Below are 21,917 nucleotides of genomic sequence, written 5' to 3' on the forward strand. Positions count from 1 at the left end.
TAATCACCGGCTATACTATCTGTAGATCGGTCATTTAAATATGTCAGGAGATAAAAAAATGAATGTTTACAAATTTACAGTGTTGATACTTTTAACGACATTTTTGATGGGTTCTTCTTTTGCAGTAGTTAAAATTGGTCTACCTTATTCATCTCCATTATTATTAGCAGCATTACGCTTCACACTTGCCGGACTCATAATGGCGATGATCGTAATCTTTTTAAAAAGACCGCATCCAAACTCTAAAGGGGATTGGATAAAAATGCTCATTATCGGCACTTTTCAAACAGCCGGAGTAATGGGGTGCATTTTCCTGAGTTTACGCACGATTACAGCAAGTGAATCCTCCATTCTTACATTCACGAACCCGTTGCTTGTTGTTGTTTTCGGTACGATCTTTTCACAAACACGCTATAAACTATATCAATGGATTGGTGTTTTATTAGGATTAGTCGGAGTAATTATAACGATGGGAGCGCAACTTGAATTTAATGTTGGTATTCTTTTCGGCATTCTTTCTTCTGTTTTCTGGGCGATTTCCACATTATTGGCGAAAAAATGGGGGGCGATTTCCGATACATGGGTATTATCTGCCTATCAGATGCTTTTTGGCGGTTTACTGCTTTTACTTGGCAGCTTTATTCTTGAAAAACCATTTTTCATACTGAATGGTAATTCGTTGTTCATTTTATTATGGTTAAGTATCATGTCATCGATCGTGCAATTTGCTGTTTGGTATTACCTTTTACAAAAGAGTGATCCCGGAAAAACAAGTGCCTTTTTATTTTTGGCACCTTTCTTCGGTGTATTATCAGGGTGGGCACTATTAGGTGAACGGATATACACTTCACTCTTAATTGGCGGACTGTTTATCATCATTGGCATCTATCTTGTAAATAGCAATTTCCAAAAGGAAAATAAATTAGTTAAAAGAGCTTTATAGTAATCGCATGGATTTAAGCCGCTAAAGACAGAAAATCCTTCATGATGAAAAAGAAAAGAGCCTTTTTCTTTTTCATCATGAAGGATTATTAAATTATACCTCTATACAAAAAACTTCTTTAAATCCTTCTTTCCCTTTAGGTGTTACTTTTACTGCGCGAATAGATGGAACACGGACTATCCAGCCTAAATCAAATAAATGTGTAAGGAGCCCATTCCCTAAAGCTCCGCCAAGATGATGGTGACGTTCACTCCAATCTAAACATGAGTGGGAAAATGAACGGCGTTTTCTTCTTAAAACAAGTAAATCAATGCCGAATTCAGAAAAAAAGTGATTTCCTTTGGGTGTAACTGTAAACTCTCTCTCTTCTTTTTTCAAATATCCGGCTTTCAACATCGATTCAGTTAATTGGACTCCCAGTTTTCCTGCCAAGTGATCATAGCAAGTTCTGGCTTCCTGAAGCATTTTAACTTGGCTTGATTGTTTTAACGACCGAACTTGAGGAGGTGGGGAAATGGCAAGAAACGATTCTAAAATATGCGCAATTTCTCCATTTGCTAGCTGATAGTAACGATGTCGTCCGTGTTTTTCAACTTTAACAAGGTTACCTTCCACTAATTTAGAAAGGTGAAAGCTGGCGGTTTGAGGTGTTATTACAGCCATCAATGCTAATTCACCTGCAGTATGAAAACGCCCATCCAGTAAACTTGCAAGTATTGTTGCACGTGACGTTTCTCCTAGGAGGGAGGCTATCTCCACCATATTTGGATTTATACTCACAATAATTACCAACCTTTCTAACGATATGTAGCTAATTTTTAGTTTAAATAAGCTGAATGCTATGTAATTAGCATTTAATACATGTAAACTTATTTTTCTATTATACAGTACACTGCCTTAATGAAATTCGGTAATTCACGATTCCTGCTTTAATTAAATTTGAAAAAGAACCCTACAATAAAAGTGGATAGTGTTTATTTCGTATTTTTTCGGAGCATATATGCTGAATGATAACGTGGCATTAAAGCAATGCATATGAAACATGGATAACTTCACCAACATGTGAAGACTGCCCAAAATCATAAAATTCATCTATAAATTATTTAGATGCTAGTTAATCCTCACTCGAAGGAAATTAATGTTCTTTGCTTTTAGTGAACGTTTTTTAAAATAACTTTTTTAAACGGTTAACTGTGGTTTTAATTTGGAAGCAGGAGAAGTGTTTTTAGGCTAACTAGAAATAAGAATGAAATGGGAAAGGGTAATGCCAAGGTGTCAAGAACTTTACATTTTGAGTCGTTTCAACAAGGATTTTATTGATGGAATGAACGAGATAAATTGGGGGCATCCGTTAAATTGGGTGCTTTTTTTATTGGGGAGAGATTATGAAAATCAGGAGAGGTTAAAAAGAAGACTGTATAGAAGAAAGACTGTCTATACTTTGGATAAGCGTTTTTTAATGAAGTATATTCTTTGTAAACTAGGCATACATTCTTACATGTTCACTAACAGTAAACGTTCCTTAATAGTCCCTTTTGTCGAATTTAGTAGTCAAATAGGAGGGAATGAAGAGTATGAAAATATCAGACGTTGGATTTAAAGGTCAAGTTTTTGGATTTATAAAGTTCACACCTTTTGTGGAAAGTTTTTTGTCTGGAGATTTATATATGAATAATTTCAAAAAGTATATTGATATAGAAAGTGCTTCAGGTGAAAAAGGTGTAGGAGACAAATTTGAAGCAACTCATGTTTTTACGGAACTAACAATGAATTTCTTTACTCAAGATACCAATGAATTAATAATGTCGGGGCGGACTAAAATAATGAATTTCAGAAAAAATATAAATAAAAAAAGACCATTATATTGTATGTTTGCAATTGTCGGCGATATGTTAAAAGTGGTTAAGGAGGATGAAAAATATTACTATACCAAATTTGATTTACCTAATGAACAAATCGATAAAATGATCAGGGAGTTCGGAGATAGCTTAATTTTTGTTACCCCATCGCAATTTATTGACAGAATTACTAGAACACTCAATGAAAAAGGTTATGCTTACAGAGGGGGCTTGGTAAAATATGATGATTATAACATCAATTCCTCAGCTAGGATGAGCTCTTATAAAAATCAAGGGACTGATATTTATTTTTGGAAAGATAAATACTTTGAAAATCAATATGAATATCGCATAGTTCTCACAGATCAAGAAGTTGATGAAGCCTTAATTGTGAACATAGGTGATATTTCAGACATTAGTACTATTTTTAATGCAAATGAATTTTTCAGTGATAAATTTGAAATAAGATTACGAAAGAAAGGAAATCTAAGCATCCATTAAATTGGGTGCTTTTTATTTGCAGGATGGATAAAGAAAATATTGAGCTCTTTAAAGAATTGGCTCTGTTAAATAATATTGTTGATATAAGCTAATTATAAATTGAGAACCTCAATCAAGGTCCTTGATTTTGTTCTTATTTAAGCTAATTAAATGTCGCTGTTCTCCAAATCAAGCGAGTAGGCTTTTGATATAAAGTGTGTAATTTTTTTAGGGGAGTTGTATTTGTCATTCTTACTAAATATAGTGAGTCCAACCTCGTGTACATCAATAAATGTATCGACCTTTTCAAAAGCTAGATTTTTAAATTCAATAGGTTTATCCCAGTTTCTTGTTGGGACTAAATTCTCTTCAGAAAGTCCTTGTCCAAAGAAAATAAACACGCTCAATCCATTTAAAACTAAATCAACCGTACTACTACAAATCACTTCTAGTGTGTCAACCGAATCAATTTTGATAATAATACCGTCCGAAGCAAACTTATAGTAAGGGATATTCCTTTCCAAAATAATCTTTTCAATATGTTCAAAAATCACAGATTCCAGCACAAAGAATACAGGAAAGCTGAACATATTTTGAGCCAATGTATAAAGAAAGTCCGTATCTATGTCTCTAATTCCGACATCCATTGATTTAAACATATCTTTTGGAAGGGCAAAATCATCTTTTATACTATCGTCTGAGAATTGAACAAAATATTGTTTTTTCAATTTCTCACCTCCTACTTAGGTTATTTTTAACATTTCTCTAAAATTCACCCGTCCCCATAAGGCAAGTTATAACTTAAATGTTGATAATCTTAATTTATCATAAGTAGCATTGGTAGATAATAGACAACTATCAATCACCATTTTGCTTACCGTTGTAGAATCATTACGGAATCTAATTACATCCAAGAATTGAAACCAACTCAAATATTGGTTGAGGTATTTGGTTGCCACGCCATTAAAACGGTCCATCCAGCCTTTCAGACGACTATGATAGTTGTTAACATTTTGGATATGGAAAAGCCCTTTAACACGTTCCTTTCCATCCGATTTGAAAGGATAATGCTCTAGTCCTTTGTCTTTCGCATAGGTTTTAAATGCTCGCCACGCATCTGTACAAAGGATATTCGATTTGGATAGCTTGGAGCCGATTGCTTTATCCAATCGGGATTTTACAATACGTCCCTGTCCTAAGTCTTTGGAATAAGTCAGTTTTTGACGGTCCCTGGCAATCAGCACACAAACTTGTTCTTTACTGATGCCACGGAATTGAGAAGCACCACCACGTTTGCGAGCTTTACGCCCATTTAAATTTCGTTTCCCTTTTTCAGAGTATAGGAAATAGGTTTCATCCATTTCAACAATACAGAAAATTGGTCAAAATCCATTTGTTTCAAAGCTGGTAAAATCTTATGCCTCCAATAAAAAAGGGTGACATAATGGACTTCAATCAACTCAGATGCCTTGCGTAAAGAGTAGCCTTCAATCATACACTGAATAAAATCCAACCATTTGTGAGGAAGGTGCGAACCCCGCAAAGGGGTATTCGTGACATCGGTAAAGGTTTTACCGCAATCTTTACAGCGATAACGCTGCCGTTCCATTGTTTTCATTCCTACTTTAACGGAATACTTTCCGAATCGGACAACATTATTCGAATGATAGTGAGTGCAAGTGTAGCCGTCTTTATGTTTCTGTTCGGACACCTCTTTAAAAATAGGTTTACTAGCTGAAAATGCGGCAAGAGATTTTGTGAAAAACTCTTTCAAACGAAGTTGGTCTGCGGTATTGAGTTTTTGAATCTCCTTAATAATGTCCGTTAATGTCATTTGAAACCACTCACTTTTGTTCTTATTTATATCACTATTATAGAACAAGAGTTCGTTTTATTCAAATATCAACATAATCGTTTAACAGAGCCAAAGAATTAAATAGAAGAGTTAAATTAACCGGAAATTCTAGGGTTATCGCATCCGCAAGGGGTTTAATTTCTCAATTATATTCACTAGTATATATTTAAATCTGGACTATTTTTCATATCTTTAATTTTTAAACCATTTATGGATCTTTTAAGAGAGCGCCATTCAATAGAGTCGAAAATACAGCAAAACTACTCTGAATATGACGACTTTCATCTATTGTCATTTATAAAAAACTATGAATATGGCGGAAAAACATACTGTAGATAATGGACATTTTGCTGAACAAAGTTAAAAAAGTATCATTCACTTTTAGATTAAAGGGACTACGGTATCAAAACACGGAAATATACCTTAAGCAAATATCACAACGTAATTGCAATGGTGATTATAGCCAGTTAAGAGCGCTTTTTATGCGATAAAAGTCGATCACTTGATAAGATTGTTTTGATGTCTTTTGATGTCTGCTGCCGCTATTTGATCTGCTATTAAAATGGAGTGACTATTGAAAGTGCGTCCGTGTTTGGCTCAACAGCAACACTTTGTCTAGGCTAATACGCATCAATTGCAACCTGTTCTTCAAAAAAAATCCCCTTTAGTTGTAGGGGAAGTAATGATTTAATGCCGACTTTATGGCTTTTTATTTTTAACAGCAAATTACTGGAAATCTGATGTGAATTCGTGTAATCTACAAAAGTATGTTTTTTTCCAAATCGTAAAGGGGGACCATAATTGAGTTCAACAAATCGTAAACAGACAACAATTGTTGCTCTTTTGCTTGCGGGTACATTCATTGCGATCTTGAATCAAACATTAATGATTACCGCCATTCCTCCTGTAATGGAGGAGATGAATGTTACGGCAAATAGTGCACAGTGGCTAACAACAGTTTTTATGCTGGTTAATGGGATCATGATCCCTGTTAGCGCGTTTTTACTGGAGCGCTTTACCACCAGACAGCTTTTCCTTTCCGCGATGGGGATTTTTGCTACGGGTACATTGGTTGCGGGGCTAGCTCCTAATTTTGGAATGTTGCTGCTAGGGCGGATGATTCAGTCGAGCGGAGCCGGAATAATGCTCCCGTTAATGCAAACAGTATTCCTAATGATTTTTCCTGTTCATAAACGTGGTGCAGCTATGGGACTGGTCGGACTGGTCATTTCCTTCGCGCCGGCTATTGGACCCGCTTTGTCGGGCTGGGTTACGGAAACCTACTCATGGAGGGTGTTATTCTTTATCATTCTACCAATTGCTATTATTGATATCATAGTTGCGTTCTTCGCTTTAAAAAATGTAACAGAAGTTACACGGCCAAAAGTGGATGTGCTTTCGATTGTCTTATCTTCCGTGGGATTCGGTGGATTATTGTATGGATTTACAGCTGCTGGTAATTATGGATGGGCAGACGAGAGTACCATCATATCCCTAGGCATTGGAACAATTTCACTTGTTTGGTTTATCAAAAGGCAATTACGATTGAAGCATCCAATGTTGGAGTTCCGTGTGTTCACGTATTCATTATTCCCGCTTGCCATTATTATTGGAGCCATTACCTTTATGGGTCTGATAGGTGCCGAAACGCTCATCCCGCTATTTATGCAAAATATGCGAGGATTTACTGCGTTTGAAGCTGGATTAGCCATACTTCCAGGAGCACTTATTACCGGAATAATGTCCCCGTTCATTGGACGTATTTTTGACCGGATTGGAGCCAGGTGGCTGGTTATTGGCGGATTACTCCTCATAACCGCTTCCTCCTTTACTTTTATGGATGTTGGTCCTTCGACAAGTTTTACATTTATAATGGTAATGTACAGTATACGGATGTTCGGATTAGCCATGGTTATGATGCCTGTTTCAACGGCCGCCTTAAACCAGCTGCCTAAACGGTTAATTGCCCATGGTGCAGCAATGGATAATACGATGAAAATGATTGCCGCATCTGTAGGTACAGCAATACTTGTTACTGTAATGACAACAGCTACCGAAAATGCTCAGCAGCGTCCCGAGATAGTACATCCTGATATGTATGGCGCGCAAATCTCATTTATTGTCATCGCTGTACTTTCATTAATTAGCTTCCTCATTTCTTTTAAAATAAAGGATAAAAAATCAGCAGGAAAAGAGTTCGGGGAGAAGAATTAAATATTTGAATTCGATTTATTTAAGCTTGAAAAGAATCACAATATAGATTTCATCTACTTGTGATTCTTTTTAAACTATATCTCCTTTTTTTCGCCGCCAGGCTCCTCACCTTATTGAACCTCCTCAGTTTCTCACCAATACCCGCTTATTCACAGTTTTCATTTTGAATTGATGTTAACGAATAAACGAAGTAAGTTAGGGGACATTAAGGCATCGTGAAATAAATGAAACTTGGAACTCTATTTTTTACTATGTTATGAACATTTTCCAACGCCACCCCTGGAGGCATTCCCTCACATGTCCTATCATTCCTTTGTCATGCCTATCTAAGGGATTCTAAAAAAAGAGGGGGAACAAGTCATCCAGATGATTTGTTCCCCCTCTTTAGCATTTTCTTTCTTTATAAAAAGAAGAAAACATACATGAATTAAATGTAGGTGTTAAAATACCTTTTATTAAATCTGGACTATTTTTCAAATACTTAATCTTTAAACCATTTTCGAAACTGGATCTTTTAAGAGTGCCGTTTAATTGAGTCCTAAATTCAGCAAAAACTTCTCTGAATAGGACGACTTTCTTCTATAAATAAATGAAAATGGGATTGCCTCCTTTGAAAGAATAGAGGCAATCCCATTTTTTATTGGAAAGGCAGAATAAAACCGACCAATTGGTATTGGTGTTTTATGCGTATATATACAATTCGTAGTTCATAATTTCGGATAGTTTAAACTGTTTTGTGGATTGTTTAGAGGCTAAGTTACCAGTAAAGTTAGGATATAACTAAAAGGGAGTGTGGGAAATGAAAAAAAGTATAAGCAAAATCATATTTTTATGTTTATTGTTAGCGCTTTCACTAGCGGCGTGTTCATCGGACGATAAGTCGAGTGATGGGAAAAAATCAAATGAATTGACGGTATATTCTCCACATCCGCTTGAATTCACAGAACCGTTGATTAAGGATTTTGAAAATGAAACCGGTATCAAAGTGGAATTGATCTCTGCTGGTTCGGGTGAGCTGTTGAAGCGGGTTGAATCAGAAAAGAATAATCCTTTATCAGATGTATTTTGGGGTGGTTCCATTTCTACGCTGGATTCGAATAAAGAGTTGTTTGAAAAGTTCACTTCAGCTAATGACGACCAGGTAACTGATGAGTTTAAAAATAAAGATGGCTATATTACTAGGTTTTCTGTCGTTCCAAGTGTGATTATGGTGAACAAGAATTTAATCGGTGATATTAAGATTGAAGGATATGAGGATTTACTCAATAAAGAGCTAAAAGGTAAAATTGCCAATGCAGATCCGTCAAAATCTTCTTCTTCATTGGAGCAATTAATCAATCAATTATTTGCGATGGGAAATGGTGATCCAGAAAAAGGATGGGATTATGTTACTAAGCTGATTAAAAACTTAGATGGCAAACTGCTAAGCGGATCATCCGCTGTCTATAAAGGGGTAGCTGATGGGGAATATACCGTCGGATTAACTTTTGAAGAAGCAGCACTGAACTATATTAAAAATGGTGCACCTGTAGAAATTATTTATCCTAAGGAAGGTGTCATCGCGAAGGCTGACGGCATGGGCATTATCAAGAATGCCAGCAATAAAGAAAGTGCTGAGAAATTCGTAGATTATGTAACAAGCAAGGAAGTTCAGCAGAAACTTACTTCTGAATTAAACAGACGTTCAATCCTAAAAGATGTAAGTATTGATAAAACGACTGGAATGAAAGACTTAAGCGAAATTACAATCATTAAAGATGATGAAGAATGGTCCAATGCACATAAAGAAGATATGTTGAATGAATACAAAGATATTTTCACCAGCAACTAAGAAAAAAGACAGTTGAGCCGTCACGCTCTCTTTAGAGCAAAGGCGGCTCTTTAATAGGAGGAAAACGAATGCCGACACAAATAACATTTGATAATGTAACCAAAAAATATGGAGAACTTACAGTGATTAGCCAGCTTTCGTTAAAAATTAAAGAGGGCGAGCTCTTTACCTTGCTTGGGCCTTCTGGCTGTGGAAAGACGACTTTGCTTAGGATGATTGCGGGTTTTCATAGTGTGGATGGAGGCAGCATTTCGTTTAATGAACAGATAATCAATCATATTCCAGTCAATAAACGGGACATTGGCATGGTGTTTCAAAGCTATGCAATTTTTCCCCATATGTCCGTTAAGGATAATGTGAAATACGGATTGAATGCGCGTAAATTATCTAAAGTAGAAAAAGCGAAGCGCTTAGAAGATATTCTTGAAACCGTGCAAATTACTCAGTACCAGGACCGTCTGCCGGCCATGCTTTCAGGGGGACAGCAGCAGCGGGTAGCTTTGGCTAGAGCTATTGTTATTCATCCAAAGGTCTTATTAATGGATGAACCGCTGTCAAATTTAGATGCTAAGCTGCGAATAGATATGCGGCGTGCCATTAATGAAATTCAACAAAAGATTGGAATTACAACTGTTTACGTGACACATGATCAAGAGGAAGCGCTAGCCATATCTGATCGAATTGCGGTCATGAACAACGGGGTCATTCAGCAAGTCGGTACACCAACTACGATTTATCTGCGTCCAGCAAATAAATTTGTGGCAACTTTCATTGGTCATTCTAATCTATTCAAAGGAAAAGTGAAGAAAGCTACCGGCAAAGATATCATCACTCTTGAAGGGGGCTTTAGCTTTGAAATGACTAATCTAAGCAGTGACGTTGAAGATGGTCAGCTTGTTACTGTTGCCGTTCGTCCAGAAGAGTTTGCTATTGCAGAGTCGGATGAAGGGATTGATGGGAAAATTGTTTTCAGGAATTTCCTTGGTAAATACATTAATTACGAAATTAAGCTGCCTAATGAAAGCAGAGTTGAGCTTAGTCAGGATACTAATACAGCCAAGCATTTCTTTGATGTAAATCAATCTATTAAGCTGGCCTTATTAGTGGATAAAATAAATGTATTCACGGAGGATGGTGAGCAAAGCCTTATCGAAGGAGTGATGAAATATGAATAAAAAGAAATTTAAAATCAATTTAGATTTTTGGAATATCATGATTATCCTTTGTTTAGCTATCTTTATCATTTTCTTGGTTTATCCCTTATCCTCACTCATTATAAATAGCTTTAAGGATCCAGCGAATAATACCTTTACATTTGCAAACTATCAAACCTTCTTTGAAAAGAAGTATTATTACGAAGCATTGCTTAATAGCTTTTCCATTACCATTTTAGTAACGATATTGGCGGTTTTACTTGGAGTTCCTTTGGCTTATTTAATGACTACGCTAAAAATCAAAGGAAAATTTATTCTTGAAATGTTAATTATTATTTCGGTGCTTTCGCCGCCGTTTATCGGTGCCTATTCTTGGATTCTATTATTAGGGAGAAGCGGGGTGGTCTCGACTTTTTTCAAAGAACACTTCAACATTCAAACACCCAGTATATATGGCTTTGCCGGAATCTTGATTGTTTTTACCTTTAAGCTGTTTCCTTTCATTTATCTATATGTATCGGGTGCGCTTAAGAAAATGGATTCATCATTGATTGAAGCAGCTGAAAGTCTTGGAACCACGGGGATTAGAAAGGTATACACATTGATTCTACCGTTAATCTTGCCGACGATTCTTGCTGGTGCTTTATTAGTCTTTATGAATGCGTTAGCTGACTTTGGTACACCAATGCTGATCGGTGAGGGCTTCTCCACGATGCCTGTTTTGATCTATTCGGAATTCATTAGTGAGGTTGGCGGTAATGCATACTTTGCTGCTGCATTAAGCTCGATTATGATTGTGATTACGGCCGTTTTTTTCATTGGACAAAAATATATCGTTAATAAAAAATCCTTTGAAATGAGTTCGCTGCGTCCAATTAAGCCAGTGAGAATAAAAGGAATGAAGAATTTTCTTGCGCATGGTTTTATCTATCTTACGATTGCGATTGCGATCATTCCACAGGTTACGGTCATATATACCTCATTTCTAAAAACACAGGGTTCCATTTTCGTTTCGGGCTACTCATTTGACAGTTATATTACAGTCATGGACAGAATGGGTGATTCAATTTTGAATACGTTTCTGTATGGCGGGGTAGCCATTATTATTATCATTATTTTAGGAATGCTGATTGCTTATGTTTCTGTAAGAAGAAAAAATGTTTTCACTTCGTTATTGGATACAATCGCGATGTTTCCATACATTATTCCTGGATCTGTTTTGGGGATTACCCTTTTGGTTACCTTTAATGATCAGCCGCTTATGCTCAGCGGAAGCGCAGCTATATTGATCGTTGCTTATGTAATCCGGCGTCTTCCCTATACCATGCGTTCAAGCGCAGCGATTATTTATCAGTTAAGTCCGAGCCTTGAAGAAGCATCTATAAGCCTAGGATACTCTCAATTTAAAACCTTCATTAATATTACAGCAAAATTAATGATGCCAGGCGTCTTAGCTGGTGCTCTCCTGAGCTGGATTACGGTCATCAATGAGCTGAGTTCTTCAATCATCTTGTACACAGGACAGACAAGGACTATGTCAGTCGCCATTTATTCAGAAGTTATACGAGCAAGCTACGGGACAGCCGCGGCTTTGTCTACTATTTTGACCGTAACGACGATCATTACCCTATTAATCTTCTTTAAGTTTAGTAAATCGAAGGAAATTAGTATTTAGAGAAAGTAGGAGGATCAGTATTGAGCTATTCAATCATTGAACAATTCACTCAGGCGAAAACAGGGAACGAAGTAGATAATGAAGATAAGGTAGTTATAACAGACAATTTTGTAGCAGTAATTGATGGAATGACACCTCTGAATAAGAGTCTTTATTCTGGGGTGTCTCCAGCTAAATTATGTGCCGAGCTGTTAGCTGATTGTATTAGAGGGTTTTCAAGCACGGTAACCTGTTCTGAAGCGGTTGCACAGTTAACAGATTACGTCAAAGGATACTATGAAAAAAATGATATCATTGAGGAGGTTTATACTTTTCCTCATAAGCGAATGGGCGCAAATATAATCATTTACAGTCACAAAAGGCAGGAAATATGGTTTGTGGGGGATTGTCATTGTCTGATTGATGGCAGGCATATTACCAATGAAAAATTGGTCGATACGTTATTAGCTGCCATGAGGAGCTCCATCATTCGTGAATATTTATTAACTTGCGACATCTTGGATTTACTAAATGAGGACTTAAGTAGCAATGATCTTAAACCGTTTCTTCAGCAGCAATACCAATACCAAAACAATCAGCTATCATCTCCGCTATCATACACAGTAATAGATGGATTTCCCGTGATAACGAATATGATTAAAGTTGTAGATGTTAGAAATGCCTCAGAGATCGTATTAGCAAGTGATGGTTTTCTGATTTTGAAGGAAAGTCTTCGAGAATCTGAAAACGCTTTAAGACACTTATTAAAAAATGATCCGTTATGCTATCAACTCATACCAACTACAAAGGGATTAAGAAAAGGAAATGTATCCTTTGATGACCGTTCTTATATTAAACTCATAAAATAAAGATATATTTAATATTTGGATATAGCATTATAATGAAGTGAAGTGTTGACACTTGAATAAGAGCAAACTTGCTGTTTGGAGCTTTATAATGAAAGAAAATATGTCTCTAAAAAAAATGTATCGAGAAAAACTCAGCCGTTCTCTTTTACTTTTTGCGATTATCCCAACAATTCTGGTGACAGTCTTGTTTTTTCAATTATTCTTTTCCATTGGTAACTATTTCAGTAATCAAGACTTAATAAAAAGAAATAAGGAATTATCCAATTTTCTCACAAAAGAAATCACTTCCTATAAAGAAGATATGCGAATTCTGCAAGCGAATCCATCCTTACCTACAGTCTTTCAAAGTGATGATTTACATACACAGGTTTATACTGAGTTGTATCAGATTGTGACGAATCATCGACTTAAAAGCAAGTTTTATATTGTGAATGTAGATGGCGATATTTTATTAACCAATTCTTATAAAAACAATGCTATTCAGATCTACCATAAGAAATATCTTTCCTCTCTTAATTTAAAACAAAAAGAGGATATTACCATATATAAAGAAAAGGATAATGAGCAGTTAGATTACGCCTTTTTGAAGCTGACTACACCGATTTATCAAGGGAATGAAGTGAAGGGTTTTATCATTTTTGATTTACAATCCACTTACTTAAAGCGATTCTTCGAAGAATCCAATTATACGGATATTTTGATAACGGATCCCTTTGGTTATCAGTTGTTCACTTCGAAGAAATCCCTCATTCTCAATAATGGCAAGATGAGGGCATTTACTAAGAAAGAATATAGTGTCGTTTCAACCGATATCGTAAATGATGAATTAAAAGTACATACAATTCGGTATATGGGCTTATTCAATAAATTATATATCATTGGCTTTTTAGGATTATTGGTGATTAGCGCACTTCTTATAATGATTACAAGATTATTTGCTAATCATGCTGCCAAAAGAAAAACAAAATCAATTGACACAATCCTCTCAACCATTTCTGATGTAAATGAAGGGACATATAAAGGATATAAAGAGTTAGAAGAAAATGATGAATTGGAGTACATCAATTATTACTTAAATGAAATGATTCAGTATAGAGACAGCTTATTATCGGAAAATAAAGAAATCCTTATTCGTAAGACTGAGGCCGAAATTAAAGAACTTCAAATGCAATTCAATCCTCACTTTTTATTTAATACCCTAGAAAACATAAAATTTATGATTCGATTGAATCCCAGCTCAGCTGAGAAGTTGCTATTAATGCTATCTTCCATACTTAGATATTCAATCAATAATACTGAACAGGACAGTCCGCTTAAACATGATTTATTGTATATTAAGGATTATTTAGAAATACAGAAATATAGATTTGAAGAACGTCTGGATTATTCAATCGACCTTCCTGTAGAGCTCGAAGACTGTTTGATTCCCAAGCTTATTACGCAGCCATTAGTTGAAAATGCGATTAAATATGGAATTGATGAAGTAAGTAAACTGACTATTAACATTAAGGTATCAAGAACAAAGAAAAGTTTGCTTTTCATCATTGCCGACACCGGTATAGGGTTTTCAGAAGAACGCCTTCAGGAGATTCGTTCATTATTAAAAACATCTAATAACCATTCAAATCATATTGGCATCTATAATGTGCATAGAAGGATTCAGCTGAAATATGGAAACTCCTATGGAGTAAGAATATTTAGTTTACAAGAAAACGGAAGTCTCTTGCTTATTAAGCTCCCCATTAGAGAGGAGACAGAATTTTGATAAACTTATTAATTGTAGAAGATGAACGAATGATTCGGCAAGGTCTGCTATATACAATTGATTGGACTGCACTAGGCGTGTCCATTATTGGAGAGGCAAGTAATGGGATGGAGGGCTATGAGAAAATTATCGATCTGAAGCCTGATATTGTCCTGACAGATATAAAAATGCCCAAAATGAATGGAATTGAGATGATCGAAGCAGCAAGCCAGTCGCTGTTCTTTCACAAAATCATTTTGTCTAGCTACAGTGACTTTAGCTATGCACAGAAGGGAATCAAATTAGAGGTTTTTGATTATATTTTAAAGCCTGTGGATGCAAGAATCCTAAACGAAACAATAAAGAAGCTGACAGTTAAGATAGCCAATAATCGTGAAATAGAAAATAGAGCAAAGAAAATGCCTTACTTTGAAGAGCTGCTTGAAGGAGCAGGTTATACTAAGGATTCGATGAATATCTATGTGAAGCAATGCATTGAATATATCAGAGAACATTATGCTGAGAAAATCAACAATGAAGAAATGGCTGATCGCTTAAACGTCAGCTCCAGCTATCTCAGCCGAGTATTCAAGAAAGAAACAAGCCATACCATTACAGATTACTTGAATCGTTACCGAGTGATGAAGGCTATTTCGCTCCTGCAAACAAATCATTATCGGATCTACGAAGTCGCCTATCGAGTAGGATTTTCCAATTATAAGCATTTCTGTACGGTCTTCAAAAAGTATGTTTCCTATTCTCCCAGTGAGTTTATGAATAGGGAGGGTAAATGATAGCAGTAATAAGGAATAGAATAATAGGTCCAGAGGTGCACCTTCTTTTTGAAAGGATAATGATAATCTGTATCAAAAACTGAGAATTTCGGAAATGGTAAAAAAGGGGGGAATAGTGGGAAACCATTATTATAGTCATTTAATATTATTTGGAATAAGCCTATTCGAGATCACTCTCGAGTAGGCTTATTTATTTTTACAAGCAACACCTTTACTTATGGTTCCTGTAATGCATCTATATGATATTTTTATTTTTCATTGATCAAACTATCAATTAAACAATTTTTGTTTGATACCCTTTTGTTTATTTTTCGGAGGGGTAAGGTCTTTTGGAATTAGGGATGTATAAGTTTCCCCGTCGAGTCTTTCAGCTAATTCTTTTTTAGCATTATCAAGTATTTCTGGGTTTTCAAGTGCCGAAATAGCAGTACATGCCATTGCTTTTCCAGCTAATAACATGGCATCATGGGCGTAGCTTTCTTTACCTTGTGCGACAGCCTGCCAAGTATGAAATGGTGTTCCAAACGCCCAGGTGGAAGTAACACATTGTGCGGTTGGAACATTCCAGCTAACATCGGCAACATCTGTAGACCCCCCCATAAATGTTTCTTTTTCAGAAAAAGGAACGATAAAGTCGGCAATAGGTCGTTCTGCTAATTGAGAAGCTCCTTGTTTTCCAACTTGTAAAGCTGCCGCACGCTTCTCCTCGTCAGTCAACGATTCATAGATTGTTTTTGCATAGTCTATATCCTGTTCATTAGCATGAGGAGCTCCTATTTCCTGCATATATTGGTGCATCACTTTTTCAAGGGTCATATTAGGGATTAAATTATGGCAGGAACCTTGAATTTCGAAATCAACCTTCGTTTGCGTCATAAGTGCCGCACCGCGGGAACAGTTAACTACCCTGTCATAAAGCTCTTTTACTTGATCTGGTTTCGGTGCACGGATTAAGTATGTCACTTCCGCCTCAGCCTGAACAACGTTTGGAGCCAATCCTCCTGTATTGGTTACAGCATAATGAATCCGAGCTTCATCAATCATGTGTTCCCTCAAATAATTGACTCCAACATTCATAAGTTCGACTGCATCTAAGGCACTTCTTCCTAAATGTGGTGATGCAGCGGCATGGGCACTTCTCCCTTTAAATTTAAAGTGCGCATGGATGACCGCATTGGCAGTGGAGTTCATGACAGCATTCATTGTTGAAGGATGCCATGAGAAGGCAGCATCAACATCTTTAAAAAGACCGTCTCTTGCCATAAAAGTTTTCCCGTATCCACTTTCTTCTGCTGGACAGCCAAAATATTGTACTGTTCCACCAAGCTTATTTTCCATCAAATAATCCTTAACCGCAATAGCTGCCGCTAAGGAACCTACTCCCAGCAAATTATGTCCACAGCCATGGCCATTTCCATTTTTATTAATGGGCTCGAATGTACTGCTGCGTGCCTGTTGACTTAGCCCTGCCAAGGCATCATATTCCCCGAGTATCGCAATGACTGGATGACCAGATCCATATGAGGCAACAAAACCTGTTTCAAGACTAGCTATTCCCTTTTTTACGGTAAACCCTTCCTTTTCCATTGCTTCGCTAAGCAAATCAGCTGAACGGAATTCCTCAAATCTGGTTTCTGCAAACTCCCATATTTGATCACTTAGCTGTGTAAACAAGGTGCGTTTATTATCTATTAAATTTGTAATTTTTTCTGATAGAGTAGTCAATTTTTCCATCTCCTAAATTGCGTTATTTTTGAAAGAAGGAACCTCTTTCTTAGTGCGAATTAAAAATAAAGATCCCGCACACAATAGAGCAAACATAATCAGCATAATAAAAGCAACTGTATAAGAACCGTCAAAAGCATCGACTAAAAATCCTATTAACATCGGAGTAAGAACCCCAGCGAATTGGGCTCCGGTATTAATGAACCCATTTGCAGTACCTACAACCTCTTCAGACAGCATTTTTAATGGAGCTGAGATGATCAGAATAATATTAAACGACATGAATACAGTAACAACACTTTGATAGACAGCAAACATTGCTATATTTGGTGCATAAGCCATTAAATATAGAAAAACCGCCGTTAATACTGCAAATACAGCTGCAATTACCTTATCTTTCCCTTCAGGTAATTTATCCAAAATATAGCCGCTTACAATCATTGCAATAATTCCTGCAAACGCTGGAATAGCTGAAATATACCCGACTGATGTTAAGTCGAGATGGCGTTCCGCTACTAAATAAGTTGGCATCCACGCCATTAATCCCCATTGCACTGCATAAATGGCAAAATAGGCAATGAACAAATTCCAGATAATCGGAGTTTTTAAAACTTCTCTTAAGGGTGCTTTAATTTTTGAAGGGTTTTCACTTTTTCCTACAGTTGAATCTTTCCGCTCTTTTATAAAAAATACATAGAGGAAGGCAAATATAATACCAATGGCACCCGCAATATAAAAGATTGTTCTCCAACCGATACTTTGCATGGACTGGGTACCTATTATTGGTGTTATTACCCCCATAATTGTCCCAGAAGTGAGCATAAAGGACATGGCACGGCTACGTTCATTTTGTGGAAACCAACTCGCAATACCTTTTGACGCAGATGGAAAAAAGCTGCCTTCCCCAAGTCCAAAAAGAAATCGAATGAGGATTAAGGACATGAAGGACCACGCCATTCCTGACAAAATCGTGAAGACGGACCAAGCAAAAACAGCCATGATAATGATTTTTCGGAAACCAAACCGATCTGCGAGCCACCCACCGGGAATTTGCATTAAGGCATAACCTGCAAAAAAGCTGCTTAAAACAATTCCAGTCTGGGAGGCACTTAAATGTAGATCCTCTGAAATACCTAAAATCGCATAATTCATAAAAAATCGATCAAAGTTTCCAATTGACCATCCTAAAAATAGCAAGATGATAATGACATACTTCCAGTGCGACAATTTAGATACCATATAATTCCTCCTAGCGAAATTAGTTGAATTCTGTATAATTATAAAAAATTCTAACTATTCAAACAATGTTTGACTCTATATAATAATTACATAAACTATGTGGAGGTCTACATATTCATATGGAGGTTGTATAAAGTGGAAACATTGATGAAAATCAAACAATTTTTAGTGGGTGACTGCTGCTTTTCCCATTTTCAGCTGTGGCAAAGCCTAAATGGATTAGATTTTTCACTTGTTTTATCTCAACATTTTGACAAAGAAACACCCATACCAGAAAGATTTTACAATGAAAAAATTCGCACCCATGAAAATTACACCGATATTTACTATCATTATGTCAATCATACAACCATTGTCCTCAGGCTCAGCAAATCATCCGTATTAAAAATCGAAAGCAAGCAAAAACTTAAAACGATAATCGATTTACATTACTTGCAAGAAATGCTAGATAGAGAAAAATATATTAGGAACAAAATGATGGAGAGCATCCGTGATATATCCGTACACGAAGATTTAGATGATTTGTTAAAAAAAATATTAGAAAATGCCTTGTCTGTTATACCTGTAGCTAATATGGGAGTTTTATGGATATACGAACCAAGCTTAGACGTGCTTTTTCCTAAAGCATGGACAGGCGGTCCTAATGAAGAAATTGGAAAAATGAGAATGAGGGTTGGGGAGGGAATTATCGGAAAAACCTTTAAAGATAATAAATCTTTTATTCTTACAAATATAGAGGGAATTCTCTCAGAATCCTCTAATATTTCACCAGGTAATCTTTTTCATTTGTATAACTCTGTCCAATTTGACGATTTACAATCCATTATTTCAGTGCCAATAAAGGTTGAGGAGAGTACTTTATGTGTTTTGATCGTCTACCAAAATGGTGCTTATCCACTTTTAACGAAAGATGATCAACAACTGTTAGAAAGTTTTTCCGATCAGGTTTCTATTGTTTTAAGAAATTCGAAGCTATACCAAAATCTAAAAAAACAAAATGACCTTTTAATTCAACGAGATACCATACACAATTCTTTAATAAAACTGTCACTTCAAAGTAAAGGGTTACAAAAAATCGCAAATGAAATAAAAAAGATGATAAACCATCCATTAATGATAGTAGACTTAACAGATGATCAATTATATTCAAGTCCAACCCCATGGAAGGTGGAGCTTCCTTCAGAGCTGATAAAAATAAATACAAAAATACCAACTCAATCTTTCTTTACTGAGTCTTATAATAGTCAGTCATTGTATATTCACCCCATTATTGCTATTGATGTTCCAATTGGAATAATGGCCGTAGAAATGGAGGAAGATGACCTTTTTCCTTTAAACAAAATGATTATTGAACAGGCAAGCTCAGTAATTGCATTAGAGATTATCAGAAAACAAACATTAGTGGATTCTTTTTATCAAAAAACAAATGATCTATTCAATGATTTTATTCAGAGCCGAGAATATAATCTGATACGAAAGAATGCCATTGAGCTTAGAATTAATCAACATCCCTATTATATGGCGATCGTAATTCATCTACATCCTCATGCAGATTTCCATTTTGTTAACATGCAAATGCACAAACTAATTGCCCAAATTAAAAGGCATTTAGGAATATTTGTTTCACTCGTTTTTGGTTATGGAAATAAAGTGACGTTGATATGCCAATTTAATAACTTTGCAGATCAAGATTATGTAAAAAAGAGACTAGCGCTTATTCATACCAACTGGAATAATGTGCATGAAGAATCCCTAAAAATAGGGATGGGTACCTGCTATCCAAGTATGGAGAATATAGCAAAAAGTTACTCCGAAGCGGATAAAGCCCTTTCTTTTCTGATCTCGAGGCAGCTTAAAAATATCGTGAACTATCAGGATATTGGCATAAATCATCTTTTTATTCACCAACCCATTGATGACTTGAACTCTTTTGTAAATGAAATTTTTAATCCCCTCCAATCTGATAAAGACGGTACTTTGGATTTAGAACAAACCCTGCTTGCCTATATGGAGTACGACCGTCAAGCTACACAAACAGCCAAAATTTTGCATATCCATGTTAATACTTTATATCAAAGGCTAAAAAGGATCGAAGAAAAGCTTCAAATTTCCTTTTCAAATCCAGAAGACATTTTAAAAGTTCAACTTGCATGTTATTTAAGAAATTCAATCGTCTCACTAGACTCGTAGCCTTAAGTTGGATAACTCGTTTACCCGGATCACGCCTCCTAAGAAGAGGGATATTCCTTTTCTGAATTCACACCTTTTTATCCTGTTAATTTGATAATATTGGAAGAGAATCTCGTCTTTTTTATGAGGTTCTTGGGAGTAAAAAAATTGACAACATTGAGGTTAACATTTCTGGCAAGAAACTCAACGAATGTGTTTATGGATGGGATAATATTAGATCACTACTTTTAAACTAAGATATTTAGATACTAAATTAAAAGGTAATATTAATATGACGTTGATGTTTGTAGTGGATTTATTCTTCTACTTTTGCCCCCTTGGGTGAAGGGAATCAACTAAAAAAATAGAGAAAAGATTGCTAGGGGACATTGGTCAACGTCCATTAACGTAGCAACGGAACATGGAAACATTTAAAAAAATATTGTACATGGGGAAAAACGTCTGTAAAAGGATTTAATACCTTAAGGAGGAGAAAAAGTGAGTCCAACGAAAAGCATCATTTCACTTAAAAACATTACCTGGAAACGAAATGGAAAGCTGTTATTGAATGGGGTTTCATGGGAAGTCCAAAAAGGGGAACATTGGGCTCTTCTAGGACTAAATGGATCAGGAAAAACATCTCTTTTAAAAATGATTACAGGTTATCAATGGCCAAATAGTGGTGAAGTGTCTGTTTTAGGGAATCTTTTTGGAAAAACGAATATTCCTGAACTGCGGAAATCCATCGGCTGGGTGAGTTCCTCATTAGATCAGGAATATCAGTCACGCCCAAATGATACAGCACTGGAAGTAGTTTTAAGTGGAAAATTTGCTTCAATTGGATTATATGAGGAAATTACAGAGGAGGATGTAAAGAAAGCAAAAGCATTACTTGACCAATTCAGAATCAAACTTCTGTCTAACCAATTTATCCACACACTCTCTCAAGGTGAAAAAAGAAAAGTAATGATTGCAAGGGCCCTCATGTCTTCACCGCAATTATTAATCTTAGATGAGCCTTGCAATGGACTGGATATTTACTCTAAAGAAGAGCTGTTAACATCTATTGAAGATATGACTGCTGCACCGAACGGCCCAACCATTTTATATGTTACACATCATATTGAAGAAATTGTACCATCTATAACCCATGCTATGTTAATCAATTCGGGGAACGTTATGGATAAAGGAGAAAAAAGGGACGTATTAACCGAATAATTATTGGAAAAGACCTTTCGGGTCCCAGTCAAAGTAGAATGGGAGAATGAGCGTCCCTGGATCCGGATTAAATCCCTGTTATTTACTGAGAAAAAATAAACCAAGTATGTTGAAGTGTAAAGTAAAGCAGTCGTAATGGTAGAACTACAAGATGAATATAGATTACTTATTGGAGGGCCTAATTAAATAA

The 21,917-nt window shown here is 36.0% G+C and carries 14 protein-coding genes and 2 pseudogenes; 11 read left to right on the plus strand and 5 right to left on the minus strand.

Annotated features, from left to right (window positions below):
* Positions 1-58 precede the first annotated feature (58 nt).
* Positions 59-943 (plus strand): DMT family transporter, encoded by an 885-nt coding sequence (locus tag ACYP5M_RS00725; protein ID WP_459734479.1) that lies wholly within the window; start codon positions 59-61, stop codon positions 941-943.
* A gap of 93 nt (positions 944-1,036) precedes the next feature.
* Here ACYP5M_RS00725 and ACYP5M_RS00730 read toward each other — a convergent pair whose 3' ends face one another.
* Entirely contained in the window at positions 1,037-1,723 is a 687-nt protein-coding gene (locus ACYP5M_RS00730; RefSeq protein ID WP_063592931.1) for an ArsR/SmtB family transcription factor, read from the minus strand.
* Positions 1,724-2,517: 794 nt separating this feature from the next.
* On the opposite strand from ACYP5M_RS00730, the gene ACYP5M_RS00735 reads away from it, so the two are divergent.
* Positions 2,518-3,282, plus strand: a complete 765-nt coding sequence (locus tag ACYP5M_RS00735) for a hypothetical protein (RefSeq protein ID WP_459734480.1) — start codon at positions 2,518-2,520, stop codon at positions 3,280-3,282.
* A gap of 146 nt (positions 3,283-3,428) precedes the next feature.
* On the opposite strand, the gene ACYP5M_RS00740 is transcribed toward ACYP5M_RS00735, so the two are convergent.
* Positions 3,429-3,989 carry a hypothetical protein gene (locus ACYP5M_RS00740; RefSeq protein ID WP_434169218.1) on the minus strand — a complete coding sequence of 187 codons (561 nt, stop codon included), beginning with the start codon at positions 3,987-3,989 and terminating at the stop codon, positions 3,429-3,431.
* A 66-nt stretch (positions 3,990-4,055) separates the two neighbouring features.
* A pseudogene (locus ACYP5M_RS00745) lies at positions 4,056-5,095 on the minus strand (IS1595 family transposase).
* An 822-nt stretch (positions 5,096-5,917) separates the two neighbouring features.
* Between ACYP5M_RS00745 and ACYP5M_RS00750 the strand changes: the two are divergent.
* From ACYP5M_RS00750 to ACYP5M_RS00780, 7 genes are all read left to right on the plus strand, one after another.
* Complete coding sequence (locus ACYP5M_RS00750; protein WP_434169219.1) at positions 5,918-7,330, plus strand: DHA2 family efflux MFS transporter permease subunit; 1,413 nt, start codon at positions 5,918-5,920, stop codon at positions 7,328-7,330.
* Positions 7,331-8,129: 799 nt separating this feature from the next.
* On the plus strand, positions 8,130-9,161 hold the full coding sequence (locus ACYP5M_RS00755) for an ABC transporter substrate-binding protein (RefSeq protein WP_434169220.1): 1,032 nt from the start codon (positions 8,130-8,132) through the stop codon (positions 9,159-9,161).
* Between the two features lie 68 nt (positions 9,162-9,229).
* The gene (locus tag ACYP5M_RS00760) at positions 9,230-10,336 is read left to right on the plus strand and encodes an ABC transporter ATP-binding protein (protein ID WP_434169221.1); all 1,107 of its coding nucleotides are present in this window, start codon (positions 9,230-9,232) and stop codon (positions 10,334-10,336) included.
* Positions 10,329-11,990, plus strand: coding sequence for an ABC transporter permease (locus tag ACYP5M_RS00765; RefSeq protein ID WP_434169222.1), 1,662 nt, complete (start codon positions 10,329-10,331; stop codon positions 11,988-11,990). The genes ACYP5M_RS00760 and ACYP5M_RS00765 overlap by 8 nt, the downstream gene beginning before the upstream one ends.
* Before the next feature lie 20 nt (positions 11,991-12,010).
* On the plus strand, positions 12,011-12,838 hold the full coding sequence (locus ACYP5M_RS00770; RefSeq protein ID WP_459734481.1) for a hypothetical protein: 828 nt from the start codon (positions 12,011-12,013) through the stop codon (positions 12,836-12,838).
* Positions 12,839-12,926: 88 nt separating this feature from the next.
* The gene (locus tag ACYP5M_RS00775) at positions 12,927-14,603 is read left to right on the plus strand and encodes a sensor histidine kinase (protein WP_434169224.1); all 1,677 of its coding nucleotides are present in this window, start codon (positions 12,927-12,929) and stop codon (positions 14,601-14,603) included.
* The gene (locus ACYP5M_RS00780; protein WP_459734482.1) at positions 14,600-15,376 is read left to right on the plus strand and encodes a response regulator transcription factor; all 777 of its coding nucleotides are present in this window, start codon (positions 14,600-14,602) and stop codon (positions 15,374-15,376) included. Before ACYP5M_RS00775 ends, ACYP5M_RS00780 begins: the two co-directional genes overlap by 4 nt.
* A 270-nt stretch (positions 15,377-15,646) precedes the next feature.
* Here ACYP5M_RS00780 and ACYP5M_RS00785 read toward each other — a convergent pair whose 3' ends face one another.
* Positions 15,647-17,101, minus strand: coding sequence for a M20 family metallopeptidase (locus ACYP5M_RS00785; protein WP_459734483.1), 1,455 nt, complete (start codon positions 17,099-17,101; stop codon positions 15,647-15,649).
* Between the two features lie 12 nt (positions 17,102-17,113).
* Positions 17,114-18,340, minus strand: coding sequence for an MFS transporter (locus ACYP5M_RS00790; RefSeq protein WP_459734484.1), 1,227 nt, complete (start codon positions 18,338-18,340; stop codon positions 17,114-17,116).
* 135 nt (positions 18,341-18,475) lie between these two features.
* Between ACYP5M_RS00790 and ACYP5M_RS00795 the strand changes: the two genes are divergently transcribed.
* Together ACYP5M_RS00795 and ACYP5M_RS00800 are read left to right on the plus strand one after the other, a co-directional pair.
* The gene (locus tag ACYP5M_RS00795) at positions 18,476-20,530 is read left to right on the plus strand and encodes a helix-turn-helix domain-containing protein (protein ID WP_459734485.1); all 2,055 of its coding nucleotides are present in this window, start codon (positions 18,476-18,478) and stop codon (positions 20,528-20,530) included.
* Between the two features lie 477 nt (positions 20,531-21,007).
* Positions 21,008-21,826 (plus strand): annotated as a pseudogene (locus tag ACYP5M_RS00800) (ABC transporter ATP-binding protein).
* The last annotated feature ends 91 nt before the right edge of the window (positions 21,827-21,917 follow it).

Source organism: Peribacillus sp. N1, from assembly GCF_054600815.1.

Excerpts from the sequence above, each read along its gene's own strand:
- ACYP5M_RS00725 (WP_459734479.1), top strand. The coding sequence starts at position 59 with ATGAATGTTTACAAATTTACAGTGTTGATACTTTTAACGACATTTTTG.
- ACYP5M_RS00735 (WP_459734480.1), top strand. The coding sequence starts at position 2,518 with ATGAAAATATCAGACGTTGGATTTAAAGGTCAAGTTTTTGGATTTATA.
- ACYP5M_RS00755 (WP_434169220.1), top strand. The coding sequence starts at position 8,130 with ATGAAAAAAAGTATAAGCAAAATCATATTTTTATGTTTATTGTTAGCG.
- ACYP5M_RS00760 (WP_434169221.1), top strand. The coding sequence starts at position 9,230 with ATGCCGACACAAATAACATTTGATAATGTAACCAAAAAATATGGAGAA.
- ACYP5M_RS00765 (WP_434169222.1), top strand. The coding sequence starts at position 10,329 with ATGAATAAAAAGAAATTTAAAATCAATTTAGATTTTTGGAATATCATG.
- ACYP5M_RS00775 (WP_434169224.1), top strand. The coding sequence starts at position 12,927 with ATGAAAGAAAATATGTCTCTAAAAAAAATGTATCGAGAAAAACTCAGC.
- ACYP5M_RS00790 (WP_459734484.1), bottom strand. The coding sequence starts at position 18,340 with ATGGTATCTAAATTGTCGCACTGGAAGTATGTCATTATCATCTTGCTA.